This window comes from Streptomyces sp. NPDC107654, from assembly GCF_055639035.1.
The window spans coordinates 18,095-42,697 of the sequence record NZ_JBVKBI010000037.1 but is presented as its reverse complement, the minus strand read 5'-3'; the positions used below and the strand labels follow the sequence as shown (position 1 = coordinate 42,697).

Below are 24,603 nucleotides of genomic sequence, written 5' to 3'. Positions count from 1 at the left end.
GGGGGGCGGCGAAGCCCCCCAGCAGCCACCGGCCCCGGCCCGGGCCCACCACAGGAGACCCGCAGATGCACCAGAAACCCGATCCTCCCGGCTCACCGGCCGACTGCGCCGACGGCGTGGTCTGGCTCCGGCCCGAGTACCAGGGCCGCCAGGGCGAGCTGGTCACCCTGGCGGCCGGCGCCCGGCTCGTCGGCGTCAGCGCGGCCGCCGTCTCGAACTGGCAGAACCGGTACGCGGAGGACTTCCCGGCCCTCGTGCTGCTGACCGGCCCGCCGCACAAGCGGACCAAGTGGGTCGTCGCCGTCGAGCTGGTGGCCTTCGCCCGTGACCAGCGCACCAGGGAGCGCGACCGGACCGGCCACAGGAGCCCGCAGCGCCCGGGCGCCGAGATCGCGGCGGAGCAGACGGCGCACTACGAGGAGGTCCTTCGGACCCTCACCGAGCGGGAGCAGCGCCAGAAGCAGGCCCTGGCCCGCACCCGGGCCGCCAAGCGCGCGGCCGAGGAGAAGCTCACCCGGGCCCGTGCCCGGCTCACCGCCGAGGTCGACGCTGTCGCCCGCCTCGGCATCCCCGCAGCCCGTACGACCACCAACGAGAAGGAGACCCGACCGTGAAGAACACCCACGAGACCGCTGCCGAGACCGACACCTCCGCCGTGATGGCGGGGCGGCACATCACCCTGGACGAGCTGGCCACGGAGCTGTCGGCCATCGAGCTCAGGCTCCGGCAGCTCGCCCGGGCCGCCGAGGTGCCGGCGTCGCCGGTGGAACTCGCGGACGTCATCGACTCCCTGCGCTCCACCGCGTCGACGGTGCGGGAGACCGGTGACCGGATGGGCCTGCTGGCCCGGATCGTCGACGGCGACGTGCCGCTCGCCACCCGCTTCCGCGACTCCGACGACCCGTGGGGCGTGGCCGCGCGCGGCACCGACCGGCCGGGCTTCGGCGGCCCGGCGATCGTGCCGACCGTCTGGCAGCTGCTCAAGCTCGCTCAGGACGCCAAGCGCCCCGGCGGCGAGACCACGACCTACCCGGAGGCGATGGACGGCATCGGCATCGGCTGGGAGTCCAAGGCCGCGTCCGCCCGGCGCCGCCGGGAGCGGGACGCCGCGGTGGCCGTCGAGGTCCTGCGCCTGCCGTGCGAGAAGTGCGAGGCCGGCGAGGGCGAGCAGTGCAAGACGAAGACCGGGTGGGCCGCCGAGAAGCCGCACGTCGGCCGCCAGCGGCAGGCCGAGGCGAACGTGGATGAGCGCCTGGGCTACCTCGGGGACAACCCGGTCGCCGTGCCCGACGCCCGGTAGACCCGCCGACAGACCCCCGGACAGACCCGCTCACGAATCCGCAGACGGGCCCTTGTAAGACCTGTTAGGCCCAACAGGTCTAATGGGGCCCGTCGTCATTCCCCGTCCGTGACATCGCTGGCGGACGGCACGACCTCACAGTCGGTGAATGGCCGGACGTACCGCCGCAGGATCGACTCCTGGACGAACTTCTCCGGCTGCCCCAGTGCCCCCGTCCCCAGCACATGCCCCAGGGCCAGGCACAGAGCAGCCTCCTCGATCCCCGCCACCCCCTGCGTGGTGCTGTAGCCCTCGTCCAGACGCGGCTTTCGATCCTCGAACCGCTGCAGATAGCGGATCTTCCGTCGGTCGGCTTGGATGTCGAGGCGGCGGCGCAGGACCTCGTCGACGATCGCATCTGCGGCGTCCTGGGGCTCCGCGAAGTCACTGAAGGCGCGGGTGGGGCTGTCGTCCATGCCCCGTCAACGAGCGGCGGTCCGAGAAGGTCAGCGGGCCGTACGGATGCCCTGGAAGCCCGGTCCGAGGCCGCGCCGCTTCGGCGGCCTGCGGGCCGGGGGCACCGTCGCCGCGGCGGCGGGCTGCTCCGGCTCCTGGCGGTCGACGTCGATGCCCAGGAGCCGGCGGGCGCCGTCGGTCGCGGCCGCCACGGCGGTCAGGGCCCGCGCCAGTTCCGGCCCGGCACTGCCCAGGGCCTCCGTCAGGGTGTCGATCGCGTCGAGGACGTCCTCGGCGGCCGCCGTGTTCCACCCGCCCGGGCCTGCCGCGTCCGCGAGGTGGCAGGCGGCCTCGGCGGCCTGCTCGGCGTGCTGCTCGACTCCGGGCGCTGCCCGTTCTGCCAGTTCCATGAGCCGCCCTGTCGCCGTCCGCTCCCGAAGTTCTTCGCCCGCAGTGTCACACCGAGCCGATCTTCAACACCCGTAGCAGGTGAGAGGGGCGCCCGGCTCGGGGCCCCGCGATCACGAAGGAGCACCACCGTGGACAACCGCGATCACGACCGCCAGGACACTCCGGGCGACGGGCCTGCCGACGGGCAGCCCGACGGGCACCCGTCCGGGAACGGCTCCGGGTCCGCGTCCGGCCGTGCAGATGGCGGCGAATCCGCAGGTCAGGAGCCGGGTCAAGGGGGTTCCGGAGAGCAGGACACCTCTACTCCTGACTCCGACCCGGCGGAGGAAGGAGAGAGGTCACTGTCCTCCACCCCGCATCAGCGTGGTCTGACGATCGGCATGCTGGCCCGCGTACGGATCGCCACCGCGTTGCAGATCGCCACCGTGACGACGGAGAACCGGGCCGGTATCGGCTACGTCCGCAGGGCGCTGCGCGATCTGGAGACGCTCGGGTTCGTCGGCCACGGCAAGTCCGGGCGGCACAACGCCTACCACCTGACGACGGCCGGACAGCGGGCCGTGCTGGAGAGCGGTGACATCCCGATCCGTCCGAACGCCGCGACGGGCGAGAAGGCGATCGCCGCCGGCCTCGCCAAGCACGGCCTGGCCGTCACCGAGACCCTGGTGCAGTGGAACGCGGCCCTCATGGACTGGGACGTCGAGGTCGCCCACACCATCGACAAGGTGCGCGGCGTGATCTCCGACGCGGTGCTGTACCGCCCGAACCGCGGTGCCGAGGTCGAGTTCGTCGAGGTCGACCGCTACACGATGTCGATGTCCCGGCTCGTCGAGAAGCTCTACGCGTACGAGGCGTACAGCCGGGCGACGTACTGGGAGGGCGAGCGCGGCACCAACGGCGTCACGCGTCTGCTGTGGCAGCAGCGCTACCCGCGCAGCGACCAGTTCCCCGTCGTGCGCCTGGTCCTGGACAACGGCGACGAGGACGCGCTCAACCGGCGGGCCGCGCGGCTGGAGCGGCGCATCCGCGGCATCGGCATCCGGATCGACTACGCCCCGCTGCCGATGCTCCAGCGGCTCCCGTACGAGCGATGGGAGTGGCGGGCGATCGGCTGTCCCGACGATCAGGTGGAGCGGCTCGCGGCGTGACCCGGCCGGGCGTCCTTCGTTGGGCCGGGCGTCCACGTCGAAGCTGGCCGCGGGCGGGGGCTGTCATGGCGACGATCCGGCCCGCGGCCGCGCCGCTCGCGGGTCGCACCCTGGGTCGCGTCCTAGGTCTCCTCCTACGTCGCGCCCTGGGTCACGTCCTGGGTCGCGCCCCGGGTTGCACCGCTCTTCACCGGCGCGGGCCTTGAGCATCGCCGTGACCAGCGCGTTCGGCGCGATTCCCTCCGACGTCGGCCGCCGACTACTTGTCTGTGGTGCCCTCCAGTTCGGCCGCAGCCTCCCTCTTCGCCGAGAAGGTGCCCCAAGTCGTCCGGCGGGCGCCGATGGCGCCGGTAGCGTCGAGCACATGACGACTCAGCAGGGGGAAGACACGGCGGCCGGCCCCGCCGTCGACGAGGAAGAAGCGGCCCGGCGCGCGGTGGCGGCCCAGATGTCCTGGGACGACCCGGATCAGGAGCCGGGCAAGCCGTGCCCGTGCGGCAGCGCCGACGGTCTACACGGCGAGGAGTGCGACTGCGAGGAGGACGCCGTCCTCATCCACGTCATGCGACTGCCGGGTGACCGGGTGGAGGTGACGCTCTGGGAGGACCACTTCACCTGTGTCTACGGCTGCAACTCGTACACGGAGAAGGTGACGCTCCCGGACGCGCCGTGGGGCGTACGGGAGGTGGGGACGGACCGCGTCCGCGTCTTCCCGGGCGTCCACCACCCGCAGGAGGACTACCCGGGTCTCATCGAGCTGGGGAACGGCTGAGCAGCAGCAAGCACACGTCAGCCCCGGTCGGGCCTGTTAGATCCAACGGGTCCGACCGGGGCTGAGCTGTGTGCGGTCAGGCGAGGCCGGCGGAGGCGTTGTCGTCCCAGCCGTCGTCGCGCTGCATGTAGCCGAGCATCGAGCGGGAGTGGCGGGCCCAGCCGCCCTGGTCGGCGATGGCGATGCCGTCCTTGCCCTTCTTGCGCCCGACGGAGGCCAGGCCGATGCGCAGGGAGTGGCCGGTCCAGGCGATCGGCACCCCGGCCCGCTTCGAGATCCGCTTGATGGCGCGGGTGACGGAGTCCGGTCCCATGCCGCCGGTGATGTGGCCCCACTGGTCGATGCCGACGAACGCCGGCGTCGAGGGGTCGGCCCACTGCGGGCCGTGCTCGGCGACCAGCCGGGTGCGGTAGGCGGTCCAGGCCCGCACCGGGCAGATCTCGGGATCGTCGGCGTAGCGGATCTTGGCGTTGCGCACCGAGTGCTTGGTCTTGCCGGTGAGCACGGCGACGACCAGGCCGCGCGGGTGCAGGGTGACGTCGCCGGTCAGCAGTCCGGCCGGGTCCTGGGAGCGGCTGGCGTAGTGGAAGCCGGTCAGCGTGAGGGCCTTGTCCCGGTCGCCGGTGAGGGTGTCGGGGCAGGAGCGGGCGATGGCCCGCAGGCCGTCGATGTCGCCGCCGACCGCCTGTCCGCGGCCGCGCCGCTCCCCGGCCTGCAGGAGCTTGACCGCCAGGCCCTCCAGCGCGGTGCGGGCTGCGGCCTGGTCGTCGCCGGAGACCGTCACGCCCCGCTGGCGCAGCCCGACGACGGCGGCCGCCAGGTGGGTGGAGGCGGAACTGGGAGCGTAGCCCTTGCCGTTCTGCTGGCCCTCGCGCAGCATCCACGCCACGAACGCCACCAGCGAGCCGCGGGTGGCCTCCAGCTCCGGCAGGCGGGCGTCGGCGCAGAACCGCTGCCACACCCGCCAGCTCTTGTTGTAGGTGTCGACGGTGTTGTCCGGGGTGATCTCCTTCTGTACGGCGTCGGCCAGGTCCTCGGCCTCGGCCAGGCGCCGGGCGGCGTCGACGCCGTGGCGTTCGGCCCACCGCTCGATGAGCGCCTGGCGCTCGGCGACGGCCGGGTCCAGCACCGCCGGCGCCCCGGCGCCGTCCGGCTCGCCGACGTCGCCGGCGTCAACCGCCGTCTCCACCGTGACCGTCACTTCCTCGTCACTCCCTCCGTCGGGTAGCCGTGGGCGGTCAGCCACCGGCCGACCGCCTCCATCTGCTGCTTGGCCTGCTCCCACGCCTCCCGGGTGCCGCGCCCGAAGATGGCGTCCTGCCCGGCCCTGACGGCGTTCTGCTGCGCCCATCCGTAGACGAACTGCGGGGTGTTGCCCTCCAGCCGTCCGTGGTCCTCCCACGCGGTGCGCTCGGCGGCCGCCGCCTCGATCAGGGCGGGGTGCCCGTCCTCGGCGGCGTTCGCGGCAACGTCGTGCAGGTAGTAGGCGATGAACGCGCGGGCGGTGGCGTCGTCGTCCTCGGTCACCACCGTCAACGGACCGCCGCCCGGACGGTCTCGTTGTCGCCCAGCTCGGTGAGGGCGAGCACCTGGGCGTGCCGCTCGGGGGTGAGCCCGAGCGGGCTGTCGGCGGCGCGCTCGACGTCGCCGCGGTGCAGGCGGTGCTGTCCTTCGGCCCACTCGCGCAGCAGCGTGCGGGCCTCGTCCGGGGTGATGTCCAGGGCGGCGGCCATCTCGTACCAGGTCGCGCCCATCTCCATCGCCTCACGGATCCTGCTGCCGCGCTGCGCCTCGATCATGCGGTGCATGGACTCGCGCAAGGCGATGGCGGCGAGCGCGTCGCCGAGGTCCCCGCGCTCGATCTCGTACGGGAAGTCCTCGCGCAGGGAGCGGTTCGCCAGCCGGTTGTCGTGCTCGGTGAGCCGCTCCGCGTGCCAGGAGAGCGGGGTCGCCGGCGGGACGTCGTCGGGGCGGCGGATCGTCGCGGCCTGGAAGCGCTCGTACTCGGGGGTGCTCACTCGGTTTCCCTCCCTGTGTCCGGCGCCCGGGTTGACGGGGTGTCATGTCCCGTTCTGTCGCGTCGGATAAGGAGAGCTTATCCGACGTGATCACCACTGTCCGCGATTCGCGGACGCCTGCCGGGCAGGTTGGCCGGATTTCGCTGCACGAAGAGGGTTGGCGTGCATGTATAAGGGAGACAGGTTCAGTGATGCACAACGTGTGCAGCACTCGAAGGGAAACGAGGAATCAGCCTTGAGTCACGTCGTTCCGCTCGCCAACGGCCTGCGCACCGATCACCCGGTGCCGGGCCTGCCCTTCGTCGACGACTCCCACCTCCCGCTCGACGACGGCGCGGAGGCCATCGAGGCCGTCGGCCGCAACAAGGGCCCGGGCATGTGGGGCCGCTTCGACAAGAACCGCGCCGACGGCGGCTGGCGCGCGTTCACCACCGACCCGATCGACCACACGCTCGGCTGGGCGGTGCGCCACCACCCCGAGCTGGGCCGGACCGTGCTCCTGCTGCGCGACGGCGACACCTCCACCCTGCACATGGACTGGGACGGCGAGCAGCTGCTGTTCCGGGCCGGCGGCTACTGGTGGAACGGCGAGACCTGGTACCGGCCCGGGCAGGTCTGGAACCCGGTCGAGGAGGACTACGAGAAGCGCAAGGCCCGCATGGCCGTCACCGTCACCGCCGCCGACATGCTCGACGGCCGCGCCGACCCGGCCAGGGCGTACGTCGCCAAGGTGGCCACCTTCGACCCGGACGCCGCCCGGCCGGACAACTGGCTCGACCACCTGGCGCTGTGGGCCGCCCGCCACCAGGAGCAGGACAACGCGCTGCCGCTGGAGCGGTGCGTGGTCGACGTCTCCAGCCCCGAGCTGACCGGCGCGCAGCTGATCGGCGCCCCGGAGCTGGCGGAGCTCGGCGGCATCACCGCCTCGACGCTGCGCGCCTACATCTCGCGCGGCAACTCCGAGGTGCCGCTGCCCCAGGCCGTCGTCGGCGGCCGCGACCAGTGGGCCCGGGCCGTGGCGGACGACTGGGTCGAGTCCCGCCAGCGCTCCTACCAGGGCGTCAAGACCGCCATGTCGGGCGGCGACCCCGACAGCCTCTCGCCCGGCGCGGTCGAGGTCCGCGACCGGTTCGCCGTCGACTTCCAGCACACGCTGTACGACCGGCCCGACGTGCGCAAGCGGTGGGTGCTGCGCCACCGCAACAAGGACTCCGTCTCGGAGGTCGCCGGCACGCTGGCCTGGTCGGTGGCCGCCAGCCTCGACGAGATCGTCCCCACCGAGCACCTGGGCCGGACCGTGCGGGCCGCCGTGCTGTTCGACTTCGCCGAGTCCGTCGGGATGTTCAAGGACGACGAGGACGGTGAGGGCCTCGAGGCGTGGTGGCACCTCAACCTGACGCCGTCGGTGGCCAAGACGCTGGACTGGTACATCCGGTGCTTCCCCGCCGAGGCGTACGCCACCATCGGGGAGATCCAGCGCCAGGCCCACAACACCTGGAAGGCGCCGGCGGCGGACACCCTGAGCGCGCTGCGCTCGGCGCTCTCGCTCGACGGTGAGCTGACCGACGAGCAGCGCGCGACGTACTTCGCCCTGCTCGAACCGCACGAGGACACCGACTGACCCGAGCGTCCTCACCGCCCGATGACGGGGGCCGGAGCCAATGCCAGTGGCTCCGGCCCCCGTCGCGTGGACTGTAGCCGCGACGGCCGTGGGACGCGTGGGTGCTGCCCGCCGGCCGGGCGAAGGAGCGACTCCCCGCCCGCCTGGCGGGAGCGGAGCGCGTTCCTCTCCGGAGTCCCGCCACGGTTGCCCGCGCCCGGGCGAGGCTTCCTCCAACGCCCGCCGAACGAGAGGACGCCTGCGATGACGGACAGCCCCTTCGCCGACCCTGCCGAAGCCGCCGCGGCCCTGGCCCACGCCATGCAGGCCATCGGCCAGGCCAGCGTCCACGGCCCGTACGAGGTCGAGGTGCACGTCAGGGTGATCCCGGCCAGCGTCGCCGCACGGCAGCGCCGGGAGCACGCGGAAGCCCGCGAACTCTTCCGGCAGCGCACCGAGCCCTCGCCCTGGCGGACGCGGGACCGCCCCGGCCCGGGCAGCAGCCGCTGACTCGTCCGCGATTCACGGACGGCTGCCGGACAGCCCGCCGCCGGAGGCCGGACAGCCGTCTCCCGGGGCGACACCGCGCCGCCCGCCGCTTTCTCCCCGCACCCCTCTACCTCACCCCGAGCAGCCCGCCCGGGCCCGCCGCGGTGTCACCCCATCCAGCCGATTCGCCTCCCTCTCCTGTCCTGCACCGCCCCTCTCCACAGAGGGGGTGAAGGGCAGCGCGCCTTTCGCGGGCGTGCTGCCCGACGGTCGACGGGAGACGGCGATGGAGTGGATGGACACCGTGCGCGAGCTGGCGGAGGACCCGCTGGTGCGTACGGCGGTGGGGGAGGGCTTCCGGGCGATCGTCCGGCGTGTGCGGCGCGGGCGCGGAGCGGCGGCCGCGCACAGTGAGGCGGGGCCAGCCAACCCGGCCGGGGCCAGCGAGGGAACGGAGAGGCCGATGACGAACGCCACCGACACCACGACGGGCGAGCAGCTCGCCGAGGAACTGCTGCAGGGCGTGGGCAACGAGGGGATGCGGGCGGCAACCCGGTTGCTCGGCGCGCACCGGGACGGGTTCTGGCTGCGGCGCCTGCTGGAGGACGAGGCGGAGTTGTCGGCGACCGCCGACAAGCCGGTCATCGACCGCCGCGGTACGCACCCCTCGGTGGACTGGGACACGATCGGGCTGCTGATGATCTCCCGGCCCGGCGCGCTGAAGTGCTCGCGCAGCGAGATGGCGATGCTGGAGGTGGCCGCGTCGCTGGTGTCCCGCTGCGCGGTGCAGCTCGGCGCGGTCGTCCAGGCCGTCGACGAGGACGAGCTCCGGCTGATCCTGCGGGCGCTGCAGGAGACCGCGTACGGGGCCGACGCCCGCTGACGGGTGGCGACAGACGGATGCCGGGGTGGCAACGCGCGTGAGCTGCGCGTTATCCACCCCGTATCCAGTTGCAGACCGGCCGCGCGGCGGGCTGCCAGCGGGACTACCGGCGGCGGAGGTTCACCCAGGAGCCGCCGAGGGCGGTCACCGCGCCTCCGATGGTGCCGACGGCGGTCGCGGCCTCTGTGTTGTGCGTCAGTGCCAGTACGACCACCGCGACGATGGAGACCAGCGCGGTGAGGGTGGTCACCCACGCGAGCAGGTTGGGGTGGCGCGGTAAGTCGTTTGGGGTACGGTCAATGGTCGTCAAGGTCTCCGGTCTCCTCACAGTGAGCGGGCACCCGACATCAGGCGAGTGGGAGATCCCGGCGGAGCCAGGCCGGCAAGCATCGGCTCCGCAAGGCGGTCTCCCTTCGTCGTTCCGAAGGGCGTTTGGTGCCCAACCACGTTACTGGTGGCCGTGTGGTGCTCCGGTCCAGCGTCACCACGAACCGTCGCCTCCTCCGCGTCCGCCCAGAACGCGATTCCCCGTCCGCCTAACACGCGCGCGAAGCAGACGAGCTGATCCCTCTTCAGGGAAAACGCCAGGTCAAAGCCCGTTCTGTGGAGAACTCGCCCGTACGCCGCTCCACCGACCCCATGTGATGCAGGTCACGGAGATTTCTTGCGGTGCAGACGTCCCCAACCCCGCCTGACGGCCGCCACGTTGGCCCCCACGCCCGGCGAAGAGGTCCATCAGCGGCGCTGCGTGTACCGCGCGACCTGTCGGTCGACGGCGGCGTCGACGGCGGTGAACGGGCGTACGCGCAGGAGTCCGCCGGCGCCCGGGTCGGGCCCGCCCGGCGGGAGCAGGCCGACGTCCTGGGCGACGCCGTCGACCCACCGGCCGTCCGGGCCCGGGGCGCCCTGCAGTTGGCGAAGGACGGGGGCGGTGCCGAGGTAGAGGGCGCGGCGCTGCGCGTGCCGGTAGGCCCGCAGGATCGTACGGAGCGCGGCCGTGGGCTTGGGGGTCAGCTCGACCTCGACGGCGACCGGGAGGTCCCCGGGCGGCACGGCGACCAGGTCCGGCCAGTGCACGGCGCGGGCGCCGACGGGTACGGCCAGGGTCTCGCCGCGCCGGGCACCGGTGGGTACCCCGGGTACCCGCAGGGCTGCCAGCAGCTCCGCCGCGCGGCCGGGCACGGCTTCGGCGGCGTGGACCTCCCGCTCGGAGAGCACGGCGTACCCGTGCGTCTCCAGCGCGATCCCGGCGTCCGCGACGGCCAGGCGGTGCAGCAGCCGCTCGCCCGGCGGCCGTGGGGCGCTCAGCCCGGTGCCGGCGATCCGTGTGCCGCGCTCGGTGGGCCACAGGACCGTCCGGGCCCACCGCACGTCCGCGCTGCGCAGCAGCAGCCCGGCCTCGGTCATCAGCCGGACCCGCCGCCGGGCGGCCTCGATCCGTCCGCCCCAGCACGCGTGCGCGGCCTGGTGGAGCGTCAGCGTGCTGTAGCGGGTGGCCAGTCGCAGCAGCTTCTCGTCCTCCTCGGTGCGCTGCCAGCCGTCTCCCCGGGCCTCGCCCGTGCCGCGCGTACGCCGCCGGCGTTCCGCCCGCTCCCGGTAGACCCCCGTCGTCCTCGTCTCCACTGCCTTGCTCTCTCCCTGTAGTTGGCGCGCGGCCGCCGCGTCTCGGCGGTGCGGGAGGGAGCGTGACCTGCGAAGCGGACACCGGCCGGAACAGACGTCGTCCACCACCGGGCGGAGGATCTGGTGGAGGACCGGGCGGCGCACTGCGCGACGGCGCTAGGGTCCGGCTCGTTGACCAGCGCAGACGACGGCCACCTACGGTCGGCGCCGACGAGACGAGGTGAAGACCATGTCCGAGGCAGTCGCCCCGGAGGTACGGGCCGCACAACGGCGCGTGATCAGTACGGTGCAGGTCTCCGGGGTGTTCAACGGCGACGGGCTCGCGCTGTGGCGGGAGGACGGATGCGGCGAGTGGAAGGCCACCGCCGCCGACCTCAGCCGGGACCTGGAGCTGCTGGAGGTGCCGCACACGATCGTGACGGCCTTCCGCTTCCCTCTCGCCAGCTCCCACAGCAAGGCGATGCGGCGCGGGGAAGAGGTCCGGATCGTCCGCAACGATCTGACGCACCTGATCCGGTGGATGCCCTCGCTGAAGGAGAGGATCGGCGACATTCCCGACGACAGCCCCGGCTGGACCTTCCACCTGTTCCAGCCCCGCGCCGAGGGCATGGCCATCCTCAACATGGCGCTGTCGGCCGACTGGCCCGCCTGGTCGAAGAAACAAGCCCGCGCCGCCAGGCTGGTCTGCGCGGAGTGCGACTACGACCTGCGCGACTTCAAGGACGAAGCCCGGCTTCCCTACGACATCCGGCTCCCGGAGCAGCCCAACCGGCGGCGGCTGGTGTGCGGGCAGTGCTGCGGTGACGGTCTCCAGGAGATGGAGCGTCTGGCCCTGCTGAGCGGGAAGACGCCGTGACCCCCCGCCAGCCCCTGCCGCCCGGTACGGACACCGTGCTGATCGCCGAAGTCGTCGGCCTGCTCAACTCCGCCGAGCACTACCTGACGGCCGGCGCCGATGCCCGACTGCACTACTTGGACAAGCGGGCCGCGCTGCTGCACCGGCTCGTCGACGCCACCGGCTACGAGTCGTCCCGCTACCTCGCGCAGGACGCCGAGGACCGGGCCGCCGACGCCCGCGCGGCCGCCGAGGCGCTGGCCCGAGAGTGCGGCGACCCGCCGCCCCGGCCCCGCCAGGTCTGACGGTTGCCCCCGTTAGACCTAACAGGGCTGACAGGGCATGACGTGCGACGGCGCCCACCCCGTGCTGCTGTGGGGTGAGCGCCGTACACGTTCGGGTGTTCCGGTCCCGGCGGGTGCCGTAGCTCGGCTACCGTGCCGTTATGAGCGAGCCGTTCGCCCAGGGCGAGGACCATCCGGCATGTGGCATCTGCCCGTCGAAGCGCCTGCCGCGCGAGGCGTTCGTGGTGTACTCGCGCCCCTCGTGGGAGTGCCCGTTCGACCCGGCCGACGGCTTCCGCTACACCCTGGACGACCGGACGCCGGCGTGCGTGCACCCGCACAAGGTGGGGCTGGAGCCGGACCGAATCGCCCCGCCGCCCAGGACGGAGCCGGAGGACGAGCCGGAGCCTACGCCGCGGCGTAGTCGATGGCGCTTGTCATTCCGCGGTCGGTGATGCCGATGGCGGCGTACGCGGTGTCGAGGACCTGGCGGCGCCGCTCGGCCTCGGCGGCCGGGATCCAGTAGCGCTCGCTGACCGGGCCGAACGCGGCCTCGTACGCCTGGTGCGTGAAGTCGCCGGTGTCCCACGGCGTGTCGATGGCGTGCTCGTTCACCGTGGAGTGCACGAACAGGTGCCCGGTGCGCTGCTGGACGCGGGACAGGGCGGTGAACTGGGCGCACAGCGCGTGGCAGGTGACGTCGACCGGCACGGGCACGGGCAGCTCGGCGAGCAGCTCGTCGCCGGTCAGCTCGTACACGGCCGTCTTGAGCGCCATCACCTTGAGGGCGTCGTCCAGGAGGTGACCGGCGTCGCGGGCGACGCTGTAGGTGCTGATCAGCGGGCCGCCGTAGAAGTCGTCCCAGTCGCTGCTGTACTTGGCGCAGCCGTCGAGGACGGTCTTCATCTCGGCGTCGGCCTGCCAGGCACCGTGGATCTCACGGGCCCGCGCGGCGACATCGGCAGGGGCGGGAAGTGCGGTTGCGGTGGTCACTGGTCTTCCCTTCGTCGGGGTGGTGCTCGGTCGGGTGGTGCCGGCTGGACCGGGGGAGCGTGACGTCCGACCCCGGTCCAGCCGGGTCTACAGGGGCCGCAGGACCACGAGGACCAGGGCGGCGAGCGCGCCGCCGAGGAGCCAGGTCTGCCACCAGGCCCACCAGGGCAGGCCGCAGCGCCGGCGTCGGCGGTGGCTGGTCATGGTGCGGGGGCGGTGTCCGGCGTGAGCGTGGTGTGCAGCTGCTTGACCTCGGTCAGCCGGTCCAGCCGTTCGTACAGGGCACGGACGAGCCCGGCGCGGTCCTGGACGCAGGACGCGGTGCCCTGCAGGCCGCCGGACAGGCACCGGTCGGTCTCTTCGAGGACCAGGTCTGCCAGCACGCGGGCCTGGTGGTCCTCGGGGAGCCGGGCGGCGGCGCGGCGGACGTCGCCGGCCACCGCCTGGGCGGCTCCGGCCAGCAGCAGGGCGAGCTGCTGGTAGTCCGCCGTCTGCAGGCCGGGGTCGTCCGTCCACGCGAGTACGGCCTTGGCCAGGCACTGGTGGGTCGTGCGGTCGAGGGGGAGCGTGCCTTCGATGCGTCCCTCGGGGTCGTACAGGACCGTGTGTGTGCTGGTCATCGGGGGGCCTCGCTGGGTGGCGTGGTCGCGGAGGACGCGGTCTCGTTCGTCGTACGTTGACCGCAAGGCGACCGTATGGGGACGCTGAGTGCGGTAGGACTGACCGTGAGTACGGGTTTCGGTGCGCAGGGCGACCGGGGAGCAGGCCGGTATGGGCAGGCCGCGACGAACATCGGCAGGTGCCGTCACCGGCTTCGTGCTGCGCCTGGTCCGCGAGTCCATCCCGCTGACGCAGGCCGCCCTGGCGGAAGCGCTGGGCGTGGAGCTGGACACGTTGCAGGGCTGGGAGTCCGGGCGGCGGCCGCTGGCGAACATGCGGGCCGGGGCGCTGCTGGATCTGCGCCGGCGACTGCCCGCGCTGGGCGCGGATGGGGCGCTGGTGCAGTGGCTGGACGCGGCGATGGACGCGGACCGGATCATTGCCGCCGGACTGGGCGGTGACACCGGCGGACCCCATCCGCTCGCCGTGTGGGTGCACACCCGGGACACCGCGCACATGCTGGCCTGGGCGCTGAACGGCTCCGTTCCGCCCGCGCTCGCCGGGCGGTTACCCAGGCCCCGGCGGGGCCCGGTCGCCGTGGCGCCCCAGCTGGCGCCCGCCGAGCGGACGGTGTTCTTCGACCACCTTCGGGCCACCACCGAGCAGGCGGCGGCGCAGGGGAGATCGGGGGCACTGCTGCACCGCCAGGCGCTGTATCTGGCCTCGTACGACCGCGGCCCCGACGCGGCCGCGTGGACCGCGCACACGCTGCACCGTCGGCGTGATCTCCTGGCCCGCAGGGGCTGGTCGCCGCACTGGGCGGAAGCCCGCTCCACCGCCACAGCACTGGCCCGCCTGGGAGACCCGCAGCCGCTGCTGGACTTCATCGACCGTGCCCTTGCCGACGACGACACGGCGGAGGCCGCGAACTTGAACTACTGGGCGCTGTGGCTCGGTGCGCTGCCGGTTCCGCAGGCGGACGACGCCTTCATGCGCGACCGTGACCTGACGGGCTGGGATCCGGTGACCCTGCTGCGCGGCCTGGCCCGGGGGCTGCACGTGGCACCCGGCTATGTCGATCTGTACGCGCACTCGCTGTGGGCTCTGCTGACGGCGTTCCCCTGGCTGCCGCAGGCGGCCGGCCCGCTCGCCGGGCCGCTGCGCGAGCGGGCCGCCCAGCTCTTGGACGGGACGGCCATCTCAGCAAGATCGCGGCACGAGTTGGGCCACGTCCACTACGTTTTCGATCACAACCGCTGACGATGGAGGACCGCATGGCCGACGACACCACCAGGGGCACCGCGAGCTTCATCTCCGAGATGGGCGTGCTCAAGCGCGTCGCACGGACCGGCTGGTGGTTCACCGGCAACAAGGCCCCGGAGTCCGTAGCGGAGCACTCCTTCCGGGTCGGGGTGATCGGCTCGGTGCTCGCCATGATGGAAGGCGTCGACCCGGCTCGGGTCGCGCTGATGTGCCTGTTCCACGACTCGCAGGAGACACGGGTCGGGGACATCCCGCACATCGGGCGGAAGTACATCAGGGCCGCCCCCAACCAGGAGGTGACCGCCGACCAGGTCGCCAACGCCCACCCGGCGGTCCGCCAGGGTGTGCAGGGCGCGGTCGACGAGTACGAGGCTGGCGAGACTCCGGAGGCGATCGTCGCCCGTGACGCGGACAAGCTGGAGTGCCTGGTACAGGCGGTGGAGTACCGGGAGCAGGGCTACAGCCTCACCCAGAACTGGATCGACACCAGCCTGGCCAGCCTCAAGACGCCGTCGGCGAAGGCCCTGGCCGACGCCGCGCTGTCGATGCCGTCGCTGGAGTGGCAGAAGAACTTCCTGCCGTCCTGACCGCCGCGCACGCCACGGGCCCCCGGAACTCGCCTTACGGCCGGGGGCCCTACGCACGCCTGCTCACGCCCTGTTGGCCCTGTTGGACCCAACAGGTCTACCGGCCCATGGACGGCCCTCCACGGCCCTGGGAGGGCGGCTGGTGGTGGTAGCCGGCCGACTCCTGGGCCCGGGCCCGGGACTGCTCGGCGGCTGCGCGTTTCTGCTCGACGATGTGCGAGCGGCGGGCCTTGGTCTCGATGTCGTGCAGCTCGGGGTACTTCGTGGCGATGGTCTTGCGCAGGGCCCGCTCGGCCTGGCCGGCCGCCACGGCCTTCCGGCTCTTGGCGGCCGCGTCGGTGTACTGGGTCACGTCGCCCTGCAGGCGGGCCAGCTTCTGGGCGTCGCGGCGGTCCAGGCGCATCTCGACGTCGGGCAGCCGCTCGCGCATCGCGGCCAGCCGCGCGGTGACGACGTCGATGTCCTTCGGCGCGGGCTTGTCGGCATCGAGGTCGCGGAACTGCCCGACGAAGTTGCTCTCGCGGACCAGCTTCCACGCCTCATCGCGGGCCTTGTCCGCCGCGTTCGCGGCCCGGCTCGCCTCCGCCCGCAGGGCCGCGCGCTCGGCGGACACGTCGCGGATGTCGGCGTCCAACTGCTTCAGGGTGAGCTTGGCGCGACGCCGCTCGATGAAGCTCAGGTCTCGCTTGGGCTCCAGGTACTCGCGCAGATAGGTGTCCCTCTGCTCCGCCTCCTTCCGTGCGTTGAGGGCGCGGGCGGCCTCTTGGGCCGCCTCCTTCGCCTTGGCCTCCGCCTGGTCCAGCACGGTGGCGGCCGCGGCGACGAACGCCTGCCCGCGGGTCTGCCCGGACGCCTTCTCCTGGGCGAGGCGCTCCTCGAGGGCGCGGGCCTCCTCCGCCGTCTGCGCCGCGGCGCGCTCGGCGATCCCGGCCCGCTCGTAGGCCAGCCCGATCGCCCGGTCCAGGTCGGCGTCCGACCGCTTGCCGTACGGCCGGGTCTTCCAGGACTGCACCGAGGCCATCTCCCGCAGGCGCTGGATCTCCGCCAGGCGCTTCTCGCTGGCGGCCCGCTCACGGGCGTCGTCCTCGGTGGCGGGCTGCACCTGCACGGCGACGTCGGCGGCCGCGGTGTCCCCCTGTGCCTCGGCGGCGGCCCGCAGCGCCTCCTCCTGCGCCTGGCGCGCGAGGCCGGTGGAGACGGCGGTCGCCGCCCGGGCCCGCCGCAGCGCGGCCTCGGACTCCTCGCGGGCATGGGCGACGGCCCCCTCGCGGGCACGGGCGGCGGTCTCGTCATCGCGTACGGCCTGGACGGGCACGCGGGCGGGGGCCGGCGGTTCGCGCAGCAGGTCCGAGACCATGTAGTCGCCCCGGTCCTGCCCGAGGAACTTGGCGAAGGCGGTGACCGCGCGGTGCAGGCGTTCGGCCTCGGTGCGGGCCTCGCCGAGACGGGCCTGCGTGTCGTCGTCCTCGATGGCGGCCAGGGGAAGCCACAGGTGGTTCTCGGCACGGCCCCGGGTGATGCCCGGGTAGACGGCGAAGGCGTTCGCGCCGTGCCCGTAGAGCAGGCTCACCTCGCTGGTGAGGCCCTGGCTCGCGGCGACCGTCATGGCGTAGCCGAGGGAGAGGGCGCCGGAGCTGAGGGCCTTCGGCTCGTACCAGGCGGACACGGTCTCGCTGGTCTTCTTGTCGCGCCAGGTGATCTCGACGCGGTGGTCCTCGTCGATCGCGGTGACCACGGCCCGGTAGCCGTTGAGGACGTCGGGGCCCTCGCCGCGCCTGCTGCGGTAGTCGTTCTGGCGCACGCGGACCAGGTCGCCCACGGCGAGGTTCAGCTCCGCGCCGCCGGACAGGGCGTAGCGGTGCTCCGCGCCGAGCTCGCCGCGCTGCCGGCGGATCTGCTGGGCCCCCAGGTTCAGCACGTCCACGTCCGCGTTCTTGGCGGCCAGCACGGTCAGCGAGTCGATCAGGTCGTGCGGGTCGCTCCAGCGGCCGCGCACCTCGTCCCAGGTGGTCAGAATCTGCCCGTGCGCCTCGACGGCGCTCTCGGTGGCGTGCACCCGGCCGGTGTCGGCCAGGATGCGAAGGGCCTGCTCGTGGTCACCGGTGCGCCACACCTCCAGGGCGGCGCGCTCGGCGTCGTTGCGCTGACGCCGGTTCTCGGTGAGGACCAGGCCACCGACGAGCCGGTGGACCTCCTTGAACCATCCGCCGGGGCCGATCGCCTGCAGCTGCTGCGGGTCGCCGATCGCCACCAGCTTCGTGCCGGTGCGCTGCGCCTCCGTCATGAGGACGGCGGCCTGCCGGTCGTTGGACATGGTGGCCTCGTCGACGACCAGGACGTCGATGCCGGTGAGCCCTTGGCCGTCGCGGATCTGCTGGAGCCAGGAGGCGATCGAGCGGGCCGGGATGCCCGACGCGTCGTCCAGCGACTTGGCGGCGACGGCGGACACGGTGGCGCCGGCGTAGGTGTGGCCGGTGGCGTCCCACGCGATCCGGCACGCCTCCATGAGCGTGGACTTGCCGGTGCCGGCGGCGCCGATGTGCGCGTCGATGCCGTGCCCGGCGGTCAGCGTCCGCTCGATGGCGGCGCGCTGTTCGTCGGACAGGGCGAAGCCGTTGGCGACCTCGAAGACAGACATGGCGGCCGCGGCCTGCTCGGCGGTCAGCTGCACCGCCCCCTCGTCGAACCGCGCCAGTGCCTGGCCGGTGACGAATTCCTCGGCGTCGAGGATGTCGCGGGTGGTGTAGCGGTCCATCGACGACATGACGGTGGAGCCGACGTGCGGCAGGCGCACCGCGTACCCCTCGACGGCGAGGACCTGGTCCGCGAGGTCGTCCAGGAGACCCGGCTCGGCGCCGATGCCGAACTCCATCGCCGTCGCCACAGCGGCGAGCAGCTGCGCGCGGGAGAACGACTTCTCCGACGCCGTCAGCCCGGTCTCGGGGTCGAACACGACCCGCGCGAGGTCGTCCGGACCGGGCCGCTGCGGGCCGCCGCCGGGACCGTCGATGCCCGCACCGCCGCCCCCGTCGGGCGGCCCGGGCGCGGCGGCCGCCACCATCGCGTCGACGTCGCCGACGACCGCCTCGGCGCGGGTGCGCCAGCTCGCCCTCATCCCGGACGCGTCGGCGTCGACCTTCGCGCGACGGGTCTCGTCGGCGACGCGCTGCCGGTCCTCCCGCGAGGCGTCCGAACCCACCCGCTCGTCGAGCGCGATGTGCCGACGGGAGAACGCGTCGCGCAGCTCCTCGGGAACGTGCCGGATCTCCCACGCGCGGGTCTCCGGGTTGTACTCGCGGCGCACGCCGAACGTCTCGTACGTCAGCTCCCGCACCCGCGCCTTGAAGAAGGCGTCGAGGGCCTTGGCGTGCCGGTGGAAGTCTTTCCCGCTGTTGGCGACGGCCCGCCACTCACCGTCCTCGCACAGCGCCATGTTGGCGATCGTGACGTGGACGTGCAGGTGCGGGTCTCCCGGTTCGCCCGGCGTCACCGGACGTGCGGCGAGGTGCTCCACCGACCAGCCGAGCAGACCGCCGGTCGCGATGCGCACCTTCTCCCCGTCCTCGCCGGTGACGGCGTAGCCGATCCACTCCTCGGCCTGGCGGACCGTGTCGTCCTTCGCCCGCTGCACCAGCTCCCGGAACGTGCGCTCGTCGAGGTCGCGCATGAGCCCGGACACCGTGCTGTCCGACTTCGGCAGATCGAGCACGAGGTCCCATCCGCGCACGCGGGTGTCGATCCGCTTGCCCATGCTCGCCCGCGCCCGCTCGACCGTCTCGGTGCCGTAGACGTCGGCGAGGTCGAGGCCGGCCGCGCGGGCGAGCTTGTGCAGCGTGCCGACCTGGACCCGCTGCCCCTCGCCGAACCGGTGCACCATCCGCTGCTGGGTGGCGAGCTCGCGCTGCTGCTTCGGCTTGCCCTCCAACAAGTCGGCCGGCTCGACACCCTTCTCGGCGGCCAGCGCCTCGATCGCCTCGGTCAGCCGCGCCACCGTCAGGTGCGCGTCGGGATGGACGCGTACGGAGGCGGTGGAGGCGAGCAGCCGGGCGCCGGTGGCGGGGTGGCAGCCGTTCATGATCCGGCGTGCGGCGTCCTTCGCCTCGTCGTCCAGGTGCTCGCCCGCCGCGTACCCGAATGCGCTCATTCCGCTGCCGACCCACACCAGGTGGCCGTCGCCCTCCGGTCGCAGCCGGTAGTCGACGGCGGCGTCGACCGAGTCGTCCAGGACGAGGGTCTCCGCCGCGTCGGCCTCGACGACACCGCATCCGGCCTGCTCGCGCAGCCGGTACTCGACCTGCGCGTCCGCCCTGATCTTCGTCAGCCAGGCCATCCGGCCGCCCTCCCCGCTTGTGCGCTTGTGCGCTTGTGCGCTGTTCGGCCCGGCCGTGCCGGACCTCCCCCGCCGGGGGAGGTCCCTTTGTGCCTAGGTCTTGTTTGATCTTGAACCTGTGGACAGGTGATCGAGTCAGCCACAGGGATCATTGACAGTAGCTCGTGATCGGAGGTTGCCGAAAAGGCGTCTGGCCTGGTGGGGCTGCTGGCTCGGTACGGGTCTGCCAGGGGGTCTGTCGGCAGGTGTGCGGGCGGGTCTGCCGGGCGGGGAATCCGGCCCGGGAGCCGTCCGCGATTCGCGGACGGTTTCCCCGGGAGGCGACTGCGGACGGTGGTCGGCGAGCGTCGCCGCGGCGAGGCCGGCGGGGGCGGGCCGCGCCGCCGGGCGAAACGTCGCCGTCGTCGGCGACGGCCCCCTTCCCCGGTCTCCGGCGACGGTCCCGGCGCCCCCAGGACGGTCCCCGCCTCGGCCCCCGGGCGACCGCCCCGGCGTCCCCAGGACGGTCCCCGTCCCGGTCCCCGCAGCGTCCCCACGACGGTCCCCCGTCTCCGTCCCATGACGGTCCTGGCGCACCTGCGGCGCACACGCGCTTTGCCTGTTCTTGGCGTTCTTCCGGGACCGTGTTCCGCGCGCACTTTGCCCCCGCTTTACCCGCTGGTCGGCGCGGTTTCGTGACCGCTCGGTCCCCGATGTCGTCCGTCCGGTGCACGGGGACCGGTCCCCGATGACGTGCTACACGGTCCCCCGCGCACGGTCCCCGAAGGCTCGTCAGAGGGACGGTCCCCGTGTCGGACCGTCAGCCGCACCGTCCCGTTCTGCTCGGTCCCCAACGCGTCAGGGGACCGGTCCCCGGACATGCCGAAGCCCCCGGCCGCAGGGTTCGCGGCCGGGGGCTTCGAGGTGTCATTCGAGGCGGAGCATGACGACCTCGTCGAGGATCGTCGGGGGCTTGCCGGTGTAGGTGTAGCGGGCGATGCCGTGGCCGCGCGGGAGGTCGATGGTCCAGGTGCCGGCGGCCTCGTCGTCGATGCGCGCGCCGGGCGGCTGGATGCCCATCTCGTGTGCCTCGCTGATGGCGACGGTGACGGCGAAGAAGGCGCTGAAGGCGTCGGCGTCGGTGAGCGCGGCGTGCTCCAGGACGGCCATGGCGTTCTCGGAGGGGACGACGGGCCAGCCGTCGTCTTCGTCATACTCGCTCACGCCGCTCCGGCGGCGGCGCGCGCCCGGTCGATGGCGTCCCAGTCGATGTGCCGGGCACCGCGGCGCTCGCGCATGGCGTCGATCTCGCTCCAGTCGATCGCGCCGCCGGCGGCGATGCGGCGGAGGAACACGGTCGTCATGGAGGCGGTGCCGGGCGGGGTCACGGTGTCGCTCGGCGCGGCGGCCTCGAGGACGGCGATGCCCCACCACTTCGACAGGCACGCCTCCAGGTCGGCGGCCTCGGTGGTGCGGGCCTCCGCGTTGAAGGCGGCGCGCTGGGCGGACGGCAGGGCGTCGGCGATGCCGTCGATGGTGCGGGGGATCGGGGCCACCCGATCGCGGGTCTGTGGGCTCATCGGTTTCCTTCCGACAGTGTCGAGTGTGCCGCCCCGGGCCCGGCCGGGTCGAGCGGCGGGCGCGGGGCGGCGGGGTCAAGGTAGGCGGCGCACGCCGCGGTGAAGGCGGCCGTGAACGGGTCGCCGGTGTCGTCCTGCTGGAGCTCCCACCACGCGTGGGCGACCAGGTCGGCCAGCTCCTCGGCGTGCTCCTGGCCGACGTCGACGACCGCCCCGGTGGCGCACCGCGCCGCCCGGCGGCTCAGCCAGGCGGGCAGTGCGCCGGGGGCGGGGTGGCACACCTGCAGCGCGGCGTACAGGACGCCGGGCAGGCGGATGCTCACGCGTCGCGGACTTCGATGCCTGCGCCGTCGACGGGCGGGCGGGCGACGACGGACAGCCGCACCGTGCCGTCGTCGAGCGTGGCGAGCTGCACGGCATGGTGGGTGCCGTCGGCGGTGCCGGTCGCCTCCGCGTCGAGCGCGGCCGCGGGCAGGTCCATGCTCCCGCCGTGGTGCATCAGGACGGCGATCAGCATCCGGTGCGACATCTGCGCCGGGTCGGGCAGGCCGCTCACCAGTGGCCGCCCTCGGCGCCGACGAGCTTGGCCACCATCGGGCCGACGTCGCGGTTGATGGCCGCCACGGCGACGGCGACGGCCTGCTTGGCGTCGTCGATGAGCAGCTCCTCGACCGGCCACTTCCCGGCGGGCCGGTGCAGTGTCCAGCCGTCCGCCGGCACGCGCAGGGTGGCGGCCAGGAGCAGCGCGGGCTTGGACTCGTCCTGGGGGGCCTGCAGGGGGCTGAGGCCGTCGGAGGAGTACGCGTACCGGTCGGTTTCCCAGTCGCGGACGGCGGCGTACGGCGGGCGCACGCTGGGGGCGAGCTGGCCGTGCTGGACGGGGGTCTCGACCTCGACCAGGAGGCGGCCGTCCTCCTGGGACTGGGTGAGCCGGACGGCGCCGACGTCGGGGCGGATGCGGACGTAGCCGGGGGACATGATCGGCCCGGTGCCGACGCTCCAGGCCCACACCAGGAAGGCGGCCGGGTCGGTGCGGTCCTCGTCCCACAGGTCGTTCATGTGCTGGGCGAGGTAGCGGCCGAAGCGGCTGTCGAGCGGGGCGTTGCTGTCGCCCATCTCGCGGTCGTAGTCGTCGGCGATGCGGACAAGGGTGGTGCTGGACCAGGCGGTCACGAGGGCTCCTCGGGAGGGAGGCGGGGACGGTTTCGGCGGCCCCGCCTCGGGTCGGTCGTGGTGGGTCAGCGGCGGAACGGGTTGCCGAGTTCTCCGTGCACGAGGGCCCGGACGATCTCGGCGACCTGGGAGGCGCCGGCCTTCGAGGCCGGGGCGGCGATCGACAGGAGGGAGGCGCCGTTCTGGTTGAAGGCGATGTCCCATCCGGCGTTGGAGGCGATGCCGACGATCAGGTTCGCGTCGCCGTGGAAGCCGCCGCGCGGGGTGTCGGCGCCGCGCTCGACGATGACGCTGGCGCGGGGGCCGGGCTTGGCGCTCAGGCCGATCTCGTCGGAGGTCAGGGCCTCCAGCAGGTGCCGGGCCAGGGCGAAGGTCTCCTCGGCGGTGCGTTCCTTCTCCGGCCGCTCGTAGCGGCGGGAGACGACGTCGAGCGCGCCGCTGGCGAGGTCGACCGACCATCCCCACTCGGAGGCGGTGACGCCGTGGCGCTCGCCGGCGGCCCACAGGTCGGTGAGGAGTTCGGCGGCGTGCTCCAGGACGCTCGGAACGTACAGGGTGGTGCGGTGGGAGCGGCTGGCCTTCTCGACGGCGGCGTACGCCTCGGTGGAGTAGGCGGGGCCGTCGGTGGTGGTGCTGGCGGCGGTGTCGGTCATGATTTCCTCTCGGTGAGCCCGGGGGCCGGTTTCGGCGGCCCCCGGGCTCATGCTGTCGTGCCGGGGTGACGGTGCGGGCGGGTTCGCCGGGACGTCACCGTTGGGGGTGTTGGGACTAACGGGTCTGACGGAGGCTGGCCAGGAGGCGGGCGAGGAGCTGGCGCAGCCGGGTGCGCCAGCTCGTGCGCTCCGGCTCCGGGGTGCGGGCCGGGGCGGCGGCCGCGATGGGCAGGGCCTCCGGCTCCGGGTCGGGCAGGTCCTCGTCGCGGACCTGACGCATCGCGGCCGGCCAGGTCTCGGCGGGGAACCCGGCTGCGGTGAGCGTGCCGGTGAGGAACGCCCACCCCGCCTCGGGGTCCTCGGTCTCGGTGCTGGCGTAGGTGACGCCGGGGAACAGGCCGACGGCGACGTGCCAGCGGCCGTGGACGAGGTCGCGCTCGGCGGCCCACGGGGTCCGGCCCCAGCTCTGCAGGGTGCCGCCGCCGGAGCGGTAGCCGGTCTCGTTGCACAGCCACTGCGCAGCGACCTGGTGGGCCCAGGCGTGCGCGGCGGCCGGGGAGGCGTGCCGGACCCAGGTGGAGGCGTCCTTGCCGAACCACTCCTCCCACAGCACCGCGTAGGCGGCCTTGCCGGTGGTGTGGACGGTCAGGTGCTCGCCGCGGAAGCGGATGTCCAGCTCGGGCGGCGCGGCCTCGATCCGGGCGGCGAGTTCGGGCGCCTGGTGGAAGCGGCCGTGTTCCAGGCCGCGCAGGTAGCCGCGGTCGAACCAGTCGTCGTACTCGCCGCCGAGTGCGGCGCCGGTCTCGTCAGTGATGCTCACGTCCGGTCCTCCTGTGCGCTCAGGGCGGTGCGGGCCCGGGCCAGGCGCTGCCCGGCGTAGTCCTCGACGTACGCGGCGGCCTCGTCGATGTCCTCGGCGGCCGCGCCCTCGGGCAGGTCCTCGCCGGTGGCGGTGATCAGCCCGCCGAGCACGACCAGGAGGCCGTCGGTGCGCCCGTCGTGCAGGGCCTCCAGGAGCACGGTGCGGCCCTCGGGGGTGAGCCCGGCCGTGGCGGCGGTGAGCCGCTGCAGGGCGGTGTGGGCGTCGGCGGCCGCGCGGCGGATCCGCTCGGTCTGCTCGGCGCTCACAGCGCGCGGGCCTTGAGGCTGGCGACGGCGGCGGCGAGCGTCTCCCAGGAGTGGTGCCAGCTCTGATCGAGGCAGTACGCGCCGTTCATCCCGAAATCCGACAGTTTGTAGAAGCGCTCCTTGCCGGTGGCCTTGGCGAGGCGGTGCAGGAGGCCCTGGGGCACGCGGCGGTCCGCGGCGTAGTGAGTCAGTCCGCTGACGGCGAGCGCGGCGGCGACGGCGGCCGGGTGCAGGCGGATGCCGAGCACGCGGGTGCCGGCCACCAGGACCAGGCCCTGCGTGGCGCTGTACTGGAGGACGTGGTGGAGGCAGGCGCGGCGGCCGCCGGCGGTGCCGACGGTGACGGTCGTGCCGTCCTCGTGCTTGTACTCGACTGGCGCGTCGTCGGTGGCGCCCTTGCACTGGGCGTCGAAGTCCGACTGCCCCCAGTGGTCCGCGTGATCCGCCGCGACGCGCATCAGGACGTAGGCGGCGGCGAAGGTGGTGGAGCGGTGGTTCATGCTGGTTTCTCTCCTCGGT

The 24,603-nt window shown here is 73.4% G+C and carries 30 protein-coding genes; 11 read left to right on the top strand and 19 right to left on the bottom strand.

Translation table 11 applies throughout. The annotated features are described in order from the left end of the window. The first annotated feature begins 65 nt into the window (after positions 1-65). Both ACZ7N4_RS36895 and ACZ7N4_RS36890 read left to right on the top strand, forming a co-directional pair. Positions 66-614, top strand: coding sequence for a hypothetical protein (locus ACZ7N4_RS36895; protein ID WP_471367885.1), 549 nt, complete (start codon positions 66-68; stop codon positions 612-614). Then, complete coding sequence (locus tag ACZ7N4_RS36890) at positions 611-1,300, top strand: zinc finger domain-containing protein (protein ID WP_471367883.1); 690 nt, start codon at positions 611-613, stop codon at positions 1,298-1,300. The genes ACZ7N4_RS36895 and ACZ7N4_RS36890 overlap by 4 nt, the downstream gene beginning before the upstream one ends. Positions 1,301-1,395: 95 nt before the next feature. Here ACZ7N4_RS36890 and ACZ7N4_RS36885 read toward each other — a convergent pair whose 3' ends face one another. Together ACZ7N4_RS36885 and ACZ7N4_RS36880 are read right to left on the bottom strand one after the other, a co-directional pair. Continuing rightward, the gene (locus ACZ7N4_RS36885) at positions 1,396-1,755 is read right to left on the bottom strand and encodes a hypothetical protein (RefSeq protein WP_471367880.1); all 360 of its coding nucleotides are present in this window, start codon (positions 1,753-1,755) and stop codon (positions 1,396-1,398) included. Positions 1,756-1,785: 30 nt separating this feature from the next. After that, positions 1,786-2,145: a hypothetical protein gene (locus tag ACZ7N4_RS36880; protein WP_471367879.1), complete on the bottom strand. Its 360-nt coding sequence runs from the start codon at positions 2,143-2,145 to the stop codon at positions 1,786-1,788. A 129-nt stretch (positions 2,146-2,274) separates the two neighbouring features. Between ACZ7N4_RS36880 and ACZ7N4_RS36875 the strand changes: the two genes are divergently transcribed. Then, positions 2,275-3,294, top strand: a complete 1,020-nt coding sequence (locus ACZ7N4_RS36875) for a replication-relaxation family protein (RefSeq protein ID WP_471367878.1) — start codon at positions 2,275-2,277, stop codon at positions 3,292-3,294. A gap of 364 nt (positions 3,295-3,658) precedes the next feature. Next, entirely contained in the window at positions 3,659-4,066 is a 408-nt protein-coding gene (locus ACZ7N4_RS36870; protein ID WP_471367876.1) for a hypothetical protein, read from the top strand. Positions 4,067-4,142: 76 nt separating this feature from the next. Here the strand turns inward: ACZ7N4_RS36870 and ACZ7N4_RS36865 are convergent, their stop codons facing one another. Genes ACZ7N4_RS36865 through ACZ7N4_RS36855 form a run of 3 tightly spaced genes read right to left on the bottom strand, consistent with a single transcriptional unit; the run spans position 4,143 to position 6,084 of the window. After that, positions 4,143-5,267 (bottom strand): integrase, encoded by a 1,125-nt coding sequence (locus tag ACZ7N4_RS36865; RefSeq protein WP_471367873.1) that lies wholly within the window; start codon positions 5,265-5,267, stop codon positions 4,143-4,145. Further along, positions 5,264-5,593: a hypothetical protein gene (locus ACZ7N4_RS36860; RefSeq protein WP_471367870.1), complete on the bottom strand. Its 330-nt coding sequence runs from the start codon at positions 5,591-5,593 to the stop codon at positions 5,264-5,266. Before ACZ7N4_RS36860 ends, ACZ7N4_RS36865 begins: the two co-directional genes overlap by 4 nt. Before the next feature lie 5 nt (positions 5,594-5,598). Next, positions 5,599-6,084, bottom strand: coding sequence for a hypothetical protein (locus ACZ7N4_RS36855; RefSeq protein ID WP_471367869.1), 486 nt, complete (start codon positions 6,082-6,084; stop codon positions 5,599-5,601). A gap of 235 nt (positions 6,085-6,319) precedes the next feature. Here ACZ7N4_RS36855 and ACZ7N4_RS36850 point away from each other — a divergent pair, with 235 nt between their 5' ends. The 3 genes from ACZ7N4_RS36850 to ACZ7N4_RS36840 all read left to right on the top strand — a co-directional run bounded on the left by ACZ7N4_RS36850 (position 6,320) and on the right by ACZ7N4_RS36840 (position 9,056). Next, entirely contained in the window at positions 6,320-7,705 is a 1,386-nt protein-coding gene (locus ACZ7N4_RS36850) for a hypothetical protein (RefSeq protein WP_471367867.1), read from the top strand. A 243-nt stretch (positions 7,706-7,948) separates the two neighbouring features. Beyond that, positions 7,949-8,194, top strand: coding sequence for a hypothetical protein (locus ACZ7N4_RS36845; protein ID WP_471367865.1), 246 nt, complete (start codon positions 7,949-7,951; stop codon positions 8,192-8,194). A gap of 265 nt (positions 8,195-8,459) precedes the next feature. Continuing rightward, complete coding sequence (locus ACZ7N4_RS36840) at positions 8,460-9,056, top strand: hypothetical protein (protein ID WP_471367863.1); 597 nt, start codon at positions 8,460-8,462, stop codon at positions 9,054-9,056. A gap of 103 nt (positions 9,057-9,159) precedes the next feature. Here ACZ7N4_RS36840 and ACZ7N4_RS36835 read toward each other — a convergent pair whose 3' ends face one another. Continuing rightward, positions 9,160-9,366 carry a hypothetical protein gene (locus tag ACZ7N4_RS36835; protein WP_467943824.1) on the bottom strand — a complete coding sequence of 69 codons (207 nt, stop codon included), beginning with the start codon at positions 9,364-9,366 and terminating at the stop codon, positions 9,160-9,162. A gap of 425 nt (positions 9,367-9,791) precedes the next feature. After that, positions 9,792-10,679, bottom strand: coding sequence for a hypothetical protein (locus ACZ7N4_RS36830; RefSeq protein WP_471367860.1), 888 nt, complete (start codon positions 10,677-10,679; stop codon positions 9,792-9,794). 229 nt (positions 10,680-10,908) lie between these two features. Between ACZ7N4_RS36830 and ACZ7N4_RS36825 the strand changes: the two genes are divergently transcribed. Beyond that, positions 10,909-11,535 (top strand): hypothetical protein, encoded by a 627-nt coding sequence (locus ACZ7N4_RS36825; protein ID WP_471367857.1) that lies wholly within the window; start codon positions 10,909-10,911, stop codon positions 11,533-11,535. Beyond that, positions 11,532-11,819 carry a hypothetical protein gene (locus ACZ7N4_RS36820; RefSeq protein WP_471367855.1) on the top strand — a complete coding sequence of 96 codons (288 nt, stop codon included), beginning with the start codon at positions 11,532-11,534 and terminating at the stop codon, positions 11,817-11,819. Before ACZ7N4_RS36825 ends, ACZ7N4_RS36820 begins: the two co-directional genes overlap by 4 nt. 387 nt (positions 11,820-12,206) lie before the next feature. Here ACZ7N4_RS36820 and ACZ7N4_RS36815 read toward each other — a convergent pair whose 3' ends face one another. Both ACZ7N4_RS36815 and ACZ7N4_RS36810 read right to left on the bottom strand, forming a co-directional pair. After that, a complete protein-coding gene (locus ACZ7N4_RS36815; RefSeq protein ID WP_471367853.1) occupies positions 12,207-12,791 on the bottom strand; it encodes a hypothetical protein in 585 nt (194 codons plus the stop codon). 200 nt (positions 12,792-12,991) lie between these two features. Then, complete coding sequence (locus ACZ7N4_RS36810) at positions 12,992-13,411, bottom strand: restriction endonuclease (RefSeq protein ID WP_471367851.1); 420 nt, start codon at positions 13,409-13,411, stop codon at positions 12,992-12,994. Positions 13,412-13,562: 151 nt separating this feature from the next. On the opposite strand from ACZ7N4_RS36810, the gene ACZ7N4_RS36805 reads away from it, so the two are divergent. Then, positions 13,563-14,651 (top strand): helix-turn-helix domain-containing protein, encoded by a 1,089-nt coding sequence (locus ACZ7N4_RS36805; RefSeq protein WP_471367848.1) that lies wholly within the window; start codon positions 13,563-13,565, stop codon positions 14,649-14,651. Positions 14,652-14,665: 14 nt separating this feature from the next. Next, a complete protein-coding gene (locus ACZ7N4_RS36800) occupies positions 14,666-15,241 on the top strand; it encodes an HD domain-containing protein (protein ID WP_471367846.1) in 576 nt (191 codons plus the stop codon). 97 nt (positions 15,242-15,338) lie between these two features. Here the strand turns inward: ACZ7N4_RS36800 and mobF are convergent, their stop codons facing one another. From mobF to ACZ7N4_RS36750, 10 genes are all read right to left on the bottom strand, one after another. Further along, on the bottom strand, positions 15,339-19,571 hold the full coding sequence (mobF, locus tag ACZ7N4_RS36795; RefSeq protein ID WP_471367843.1) for a MobF family relaxase: 4,233 nt from the start codon (positions 19,569-19,571) through the stop codon (positions 15,339-15,341). A gap of 906 nt (positions 19,572-20,477) precedes the next feature. Continuing rightward, complete coding sequence (locus tag ACZ7N4_RS36790) at positions 20,478-20,774, bottom strand: hypothetical protein (protein WP_471367841.1); 297 nt, start codon at positions 20,772-20,774, stop codon at positions 20,478-20,480. Beyond that, positions 20,771-21,130: a hypothetical protein gene (locus ACZ7N4_RS36785; RefSeq protein WP_471367839.1), complete on the bottom strand. Its 360-nt coding sequence runs from the start codon at positions 21,128-21,130 to the stop codon at positions 20,771-20,773. The genes ACZ7N4_RS36790 and ACZ7N4_RS36785 overlap by 4 nt, the downstream gene beginning before the upstream one ends. Next, positions 21,127-21,453, bottom strand: a complete 327-nt coding sequence (locus tag ACZ7N4_RS36780; RefSeq protein ID WP_471367837.1) for a hypothetical protein — start codon at positions 21,451-21,453, stop codon at positions 21,127-21,129. Before ACZ7N4_RS36780 ends, ACZ7N4_RS36785 begins: the two co-directional genes overlap by 4 nt. Then, positions 21,450-21,686: a pRL2-19 gene (locus ACZ7N4_RS36775; protein WP_471367835.1), complete on the bottom strand. Its 237-nt coding sequence runs from the start codon at positions 21,684-21,686 to the stop codon at positions 21,450-21,452. Before ACZ7N4_RS36775 ends, ACZ7N4_RS36780 begins: the two co-directional genes overlap by 4 nt. Next, positions 21,683-22,303, bottom strand: a complete 621-nt coding sequence (locus ACZ7N4_RS36770) for a hypothetical protein (RefSeq protein ID WP_471367832.1) — start codon at positions 22,301-22,303, stop codon at positions 21,683-21,685. Before ACZ7N4_RS36770 ends, ACZ7N4_RS36775 begins: the two co-directional genes overlap by 4 nt. Before the next feature lie 65 nt (positions 22,304-22,368). Further along, positions 22,369-22,956 carry a hypothetical protein gene (locus ACZ7N4_RS36765; protein WP_471367830.1) on the bottom strand — a complete coding sequence of 196 codons (588 nt, stop codon included), beginning with the start codon at positions 22,954-22,956 and terminating at the stop codon, positions 22,369-22,371. A 115-nt stretch (positions 22,957-23,071) separates the two neighbouring features. Then, the gene (locus ACZ7N4_RS36760; protein ID WP_471367828.1) at positions 23,072-23,776 is read right to left on the bottom strand and encodes a hypothetical protein; all 705 of its coding nucleotides are present in this window, start codon (positions 23,774-23,776) and stop codon (positions 23,072-23,074) included. Next, complete coding sequence (locus tag ACZ7N4_RS36755) at positions 23,773-24,084, bottom strand: hypothetical protein (protein WP_471367826.1); 312 nt, start codon at positions 24,082-24,084, stop codon at positions 23,773-23,775. Before ACZ7N4_RS36755 ends, ACZ7N4_RS36760 begins: the two co-directional genes overlap by 4 nt. Continuing rightward, positions 24,081-24,584, bottom strand: a complete 504-nt coding sequence (locus ACZ7N4_RS36750) for a hypothetical protein (protein WP_471367824.1) — start codon at positions 24,582-24,584, stop codon at positions 24,081-24,083. The genes ACZ7N4_RS36755 and ACZ7N4_RS36750 overlap by 4 nt, the downstream gene beginning before the upstream one ends. Positions 24,585-24,603 lie beyond the last annotated feature (19 nt).

Bases quoted from the DNA above. Each gene is read 5' to 3' on its own strand.
- ACZ7N4_RS36895 (WP_471367885.1), top strand. From the start codon at position 66: ATGCACCAGAAACCCGATCCTCCCGGCTCACCGGCCGACTGCGCCGAC.
- ACZ7N4_RS36885 (WP_471367880.1), bottom strand. From the start codon at position 1,755: ATGGACGACAGCCCCACCCGCGCCTTCAGTGACTTCGCGGAGCCCCAG.
- ACZ7N4_RS36880 (WP_471367879.1), bottom strand. From the start codon at position 2,145: ATGGAACTGGCAGAACGGGCAGCGCCCGGAGTCGAGCAGCACGCCGAG.
- ACZ7N4_RS36870 (WP_471367876.1), top strand. From the start codon at position 3,659: ATGACGACTCAGCAGGGGGAAGACACGGCGGCCGGCCCCGCCGTCGAC.
- ACZ7N4_RS36845 (WP_471367865.1), top strand. From the start codon at position 7,949: ATGACGGACAGCCCCTTCGCCGACCCTGCCGAAGCCGCCGCGGCCCTG.
- ACZ7N4_RS36840 (WP_471367863.1), top strand. From the start codon at position 8,460: ATGGAGTGGATGGACACCGTGCGCGAGCTGGCGGAGGACCCGCTGGTG.
- ACZ7N4_RS36825 (WP_471367857.1), top strand. From the start codon at position 10,909: ATGTCCGAGGCAGTCGCCCCGGAGGTACGGGCCGCACAACGGCGCGTG.
- ACZ7N4_RS36810 (WP_471367851.1), bottom strand. From the start codon at position 13,411: ATGACCAGCACACACACGGTCCTGTACGACCCCGAGGGACGCATCGAA.
- ACZ7N4_RS36805 (WP_471367848.1), top strand. From the start codon at position 13,563: ATGGGCAGGCCGCGACGAACATCGGCAGGTGCCGTCACCGGCTTCGTG.
- ACZ7N4_RS36800 (WP_471367846.1), top strand. From the start codon at position 14,666: ATGGCCGACGACACCACCAGGGGCACCGCGAGCTTCATCTCCGAGATG.
- mobF (WP_471367843.1), bottom strand. From the start codon at position 19,571: ATGGCCTGGCTGACGAAGATCAGGGCGGACGCGCAGGTCGAGTACCGG.
- ACZ7N4_RS36785 (WP_471367839.1), bottom strand. From the start codon at position 21,130: ATGAGCCCACAGACCCGCGATCGGGTGGCCCCGATCCCCCGCACCATC.
- ACZ7N4_RS36765 (WP_471367830.1), bottom strand. From the start codon at position 22,956: ATGACCGACACCGCCGCCAGCACCACCACCGACGGCCCCGCCTACTCC.
- ACZ7N4_RS36750 (WP_471367824.1), bottom strand. From the start codon at position 24,584: ATGAACCACCGCTCCACCACCTTCGCCGCCGCCTACGTCCTGATGCGC.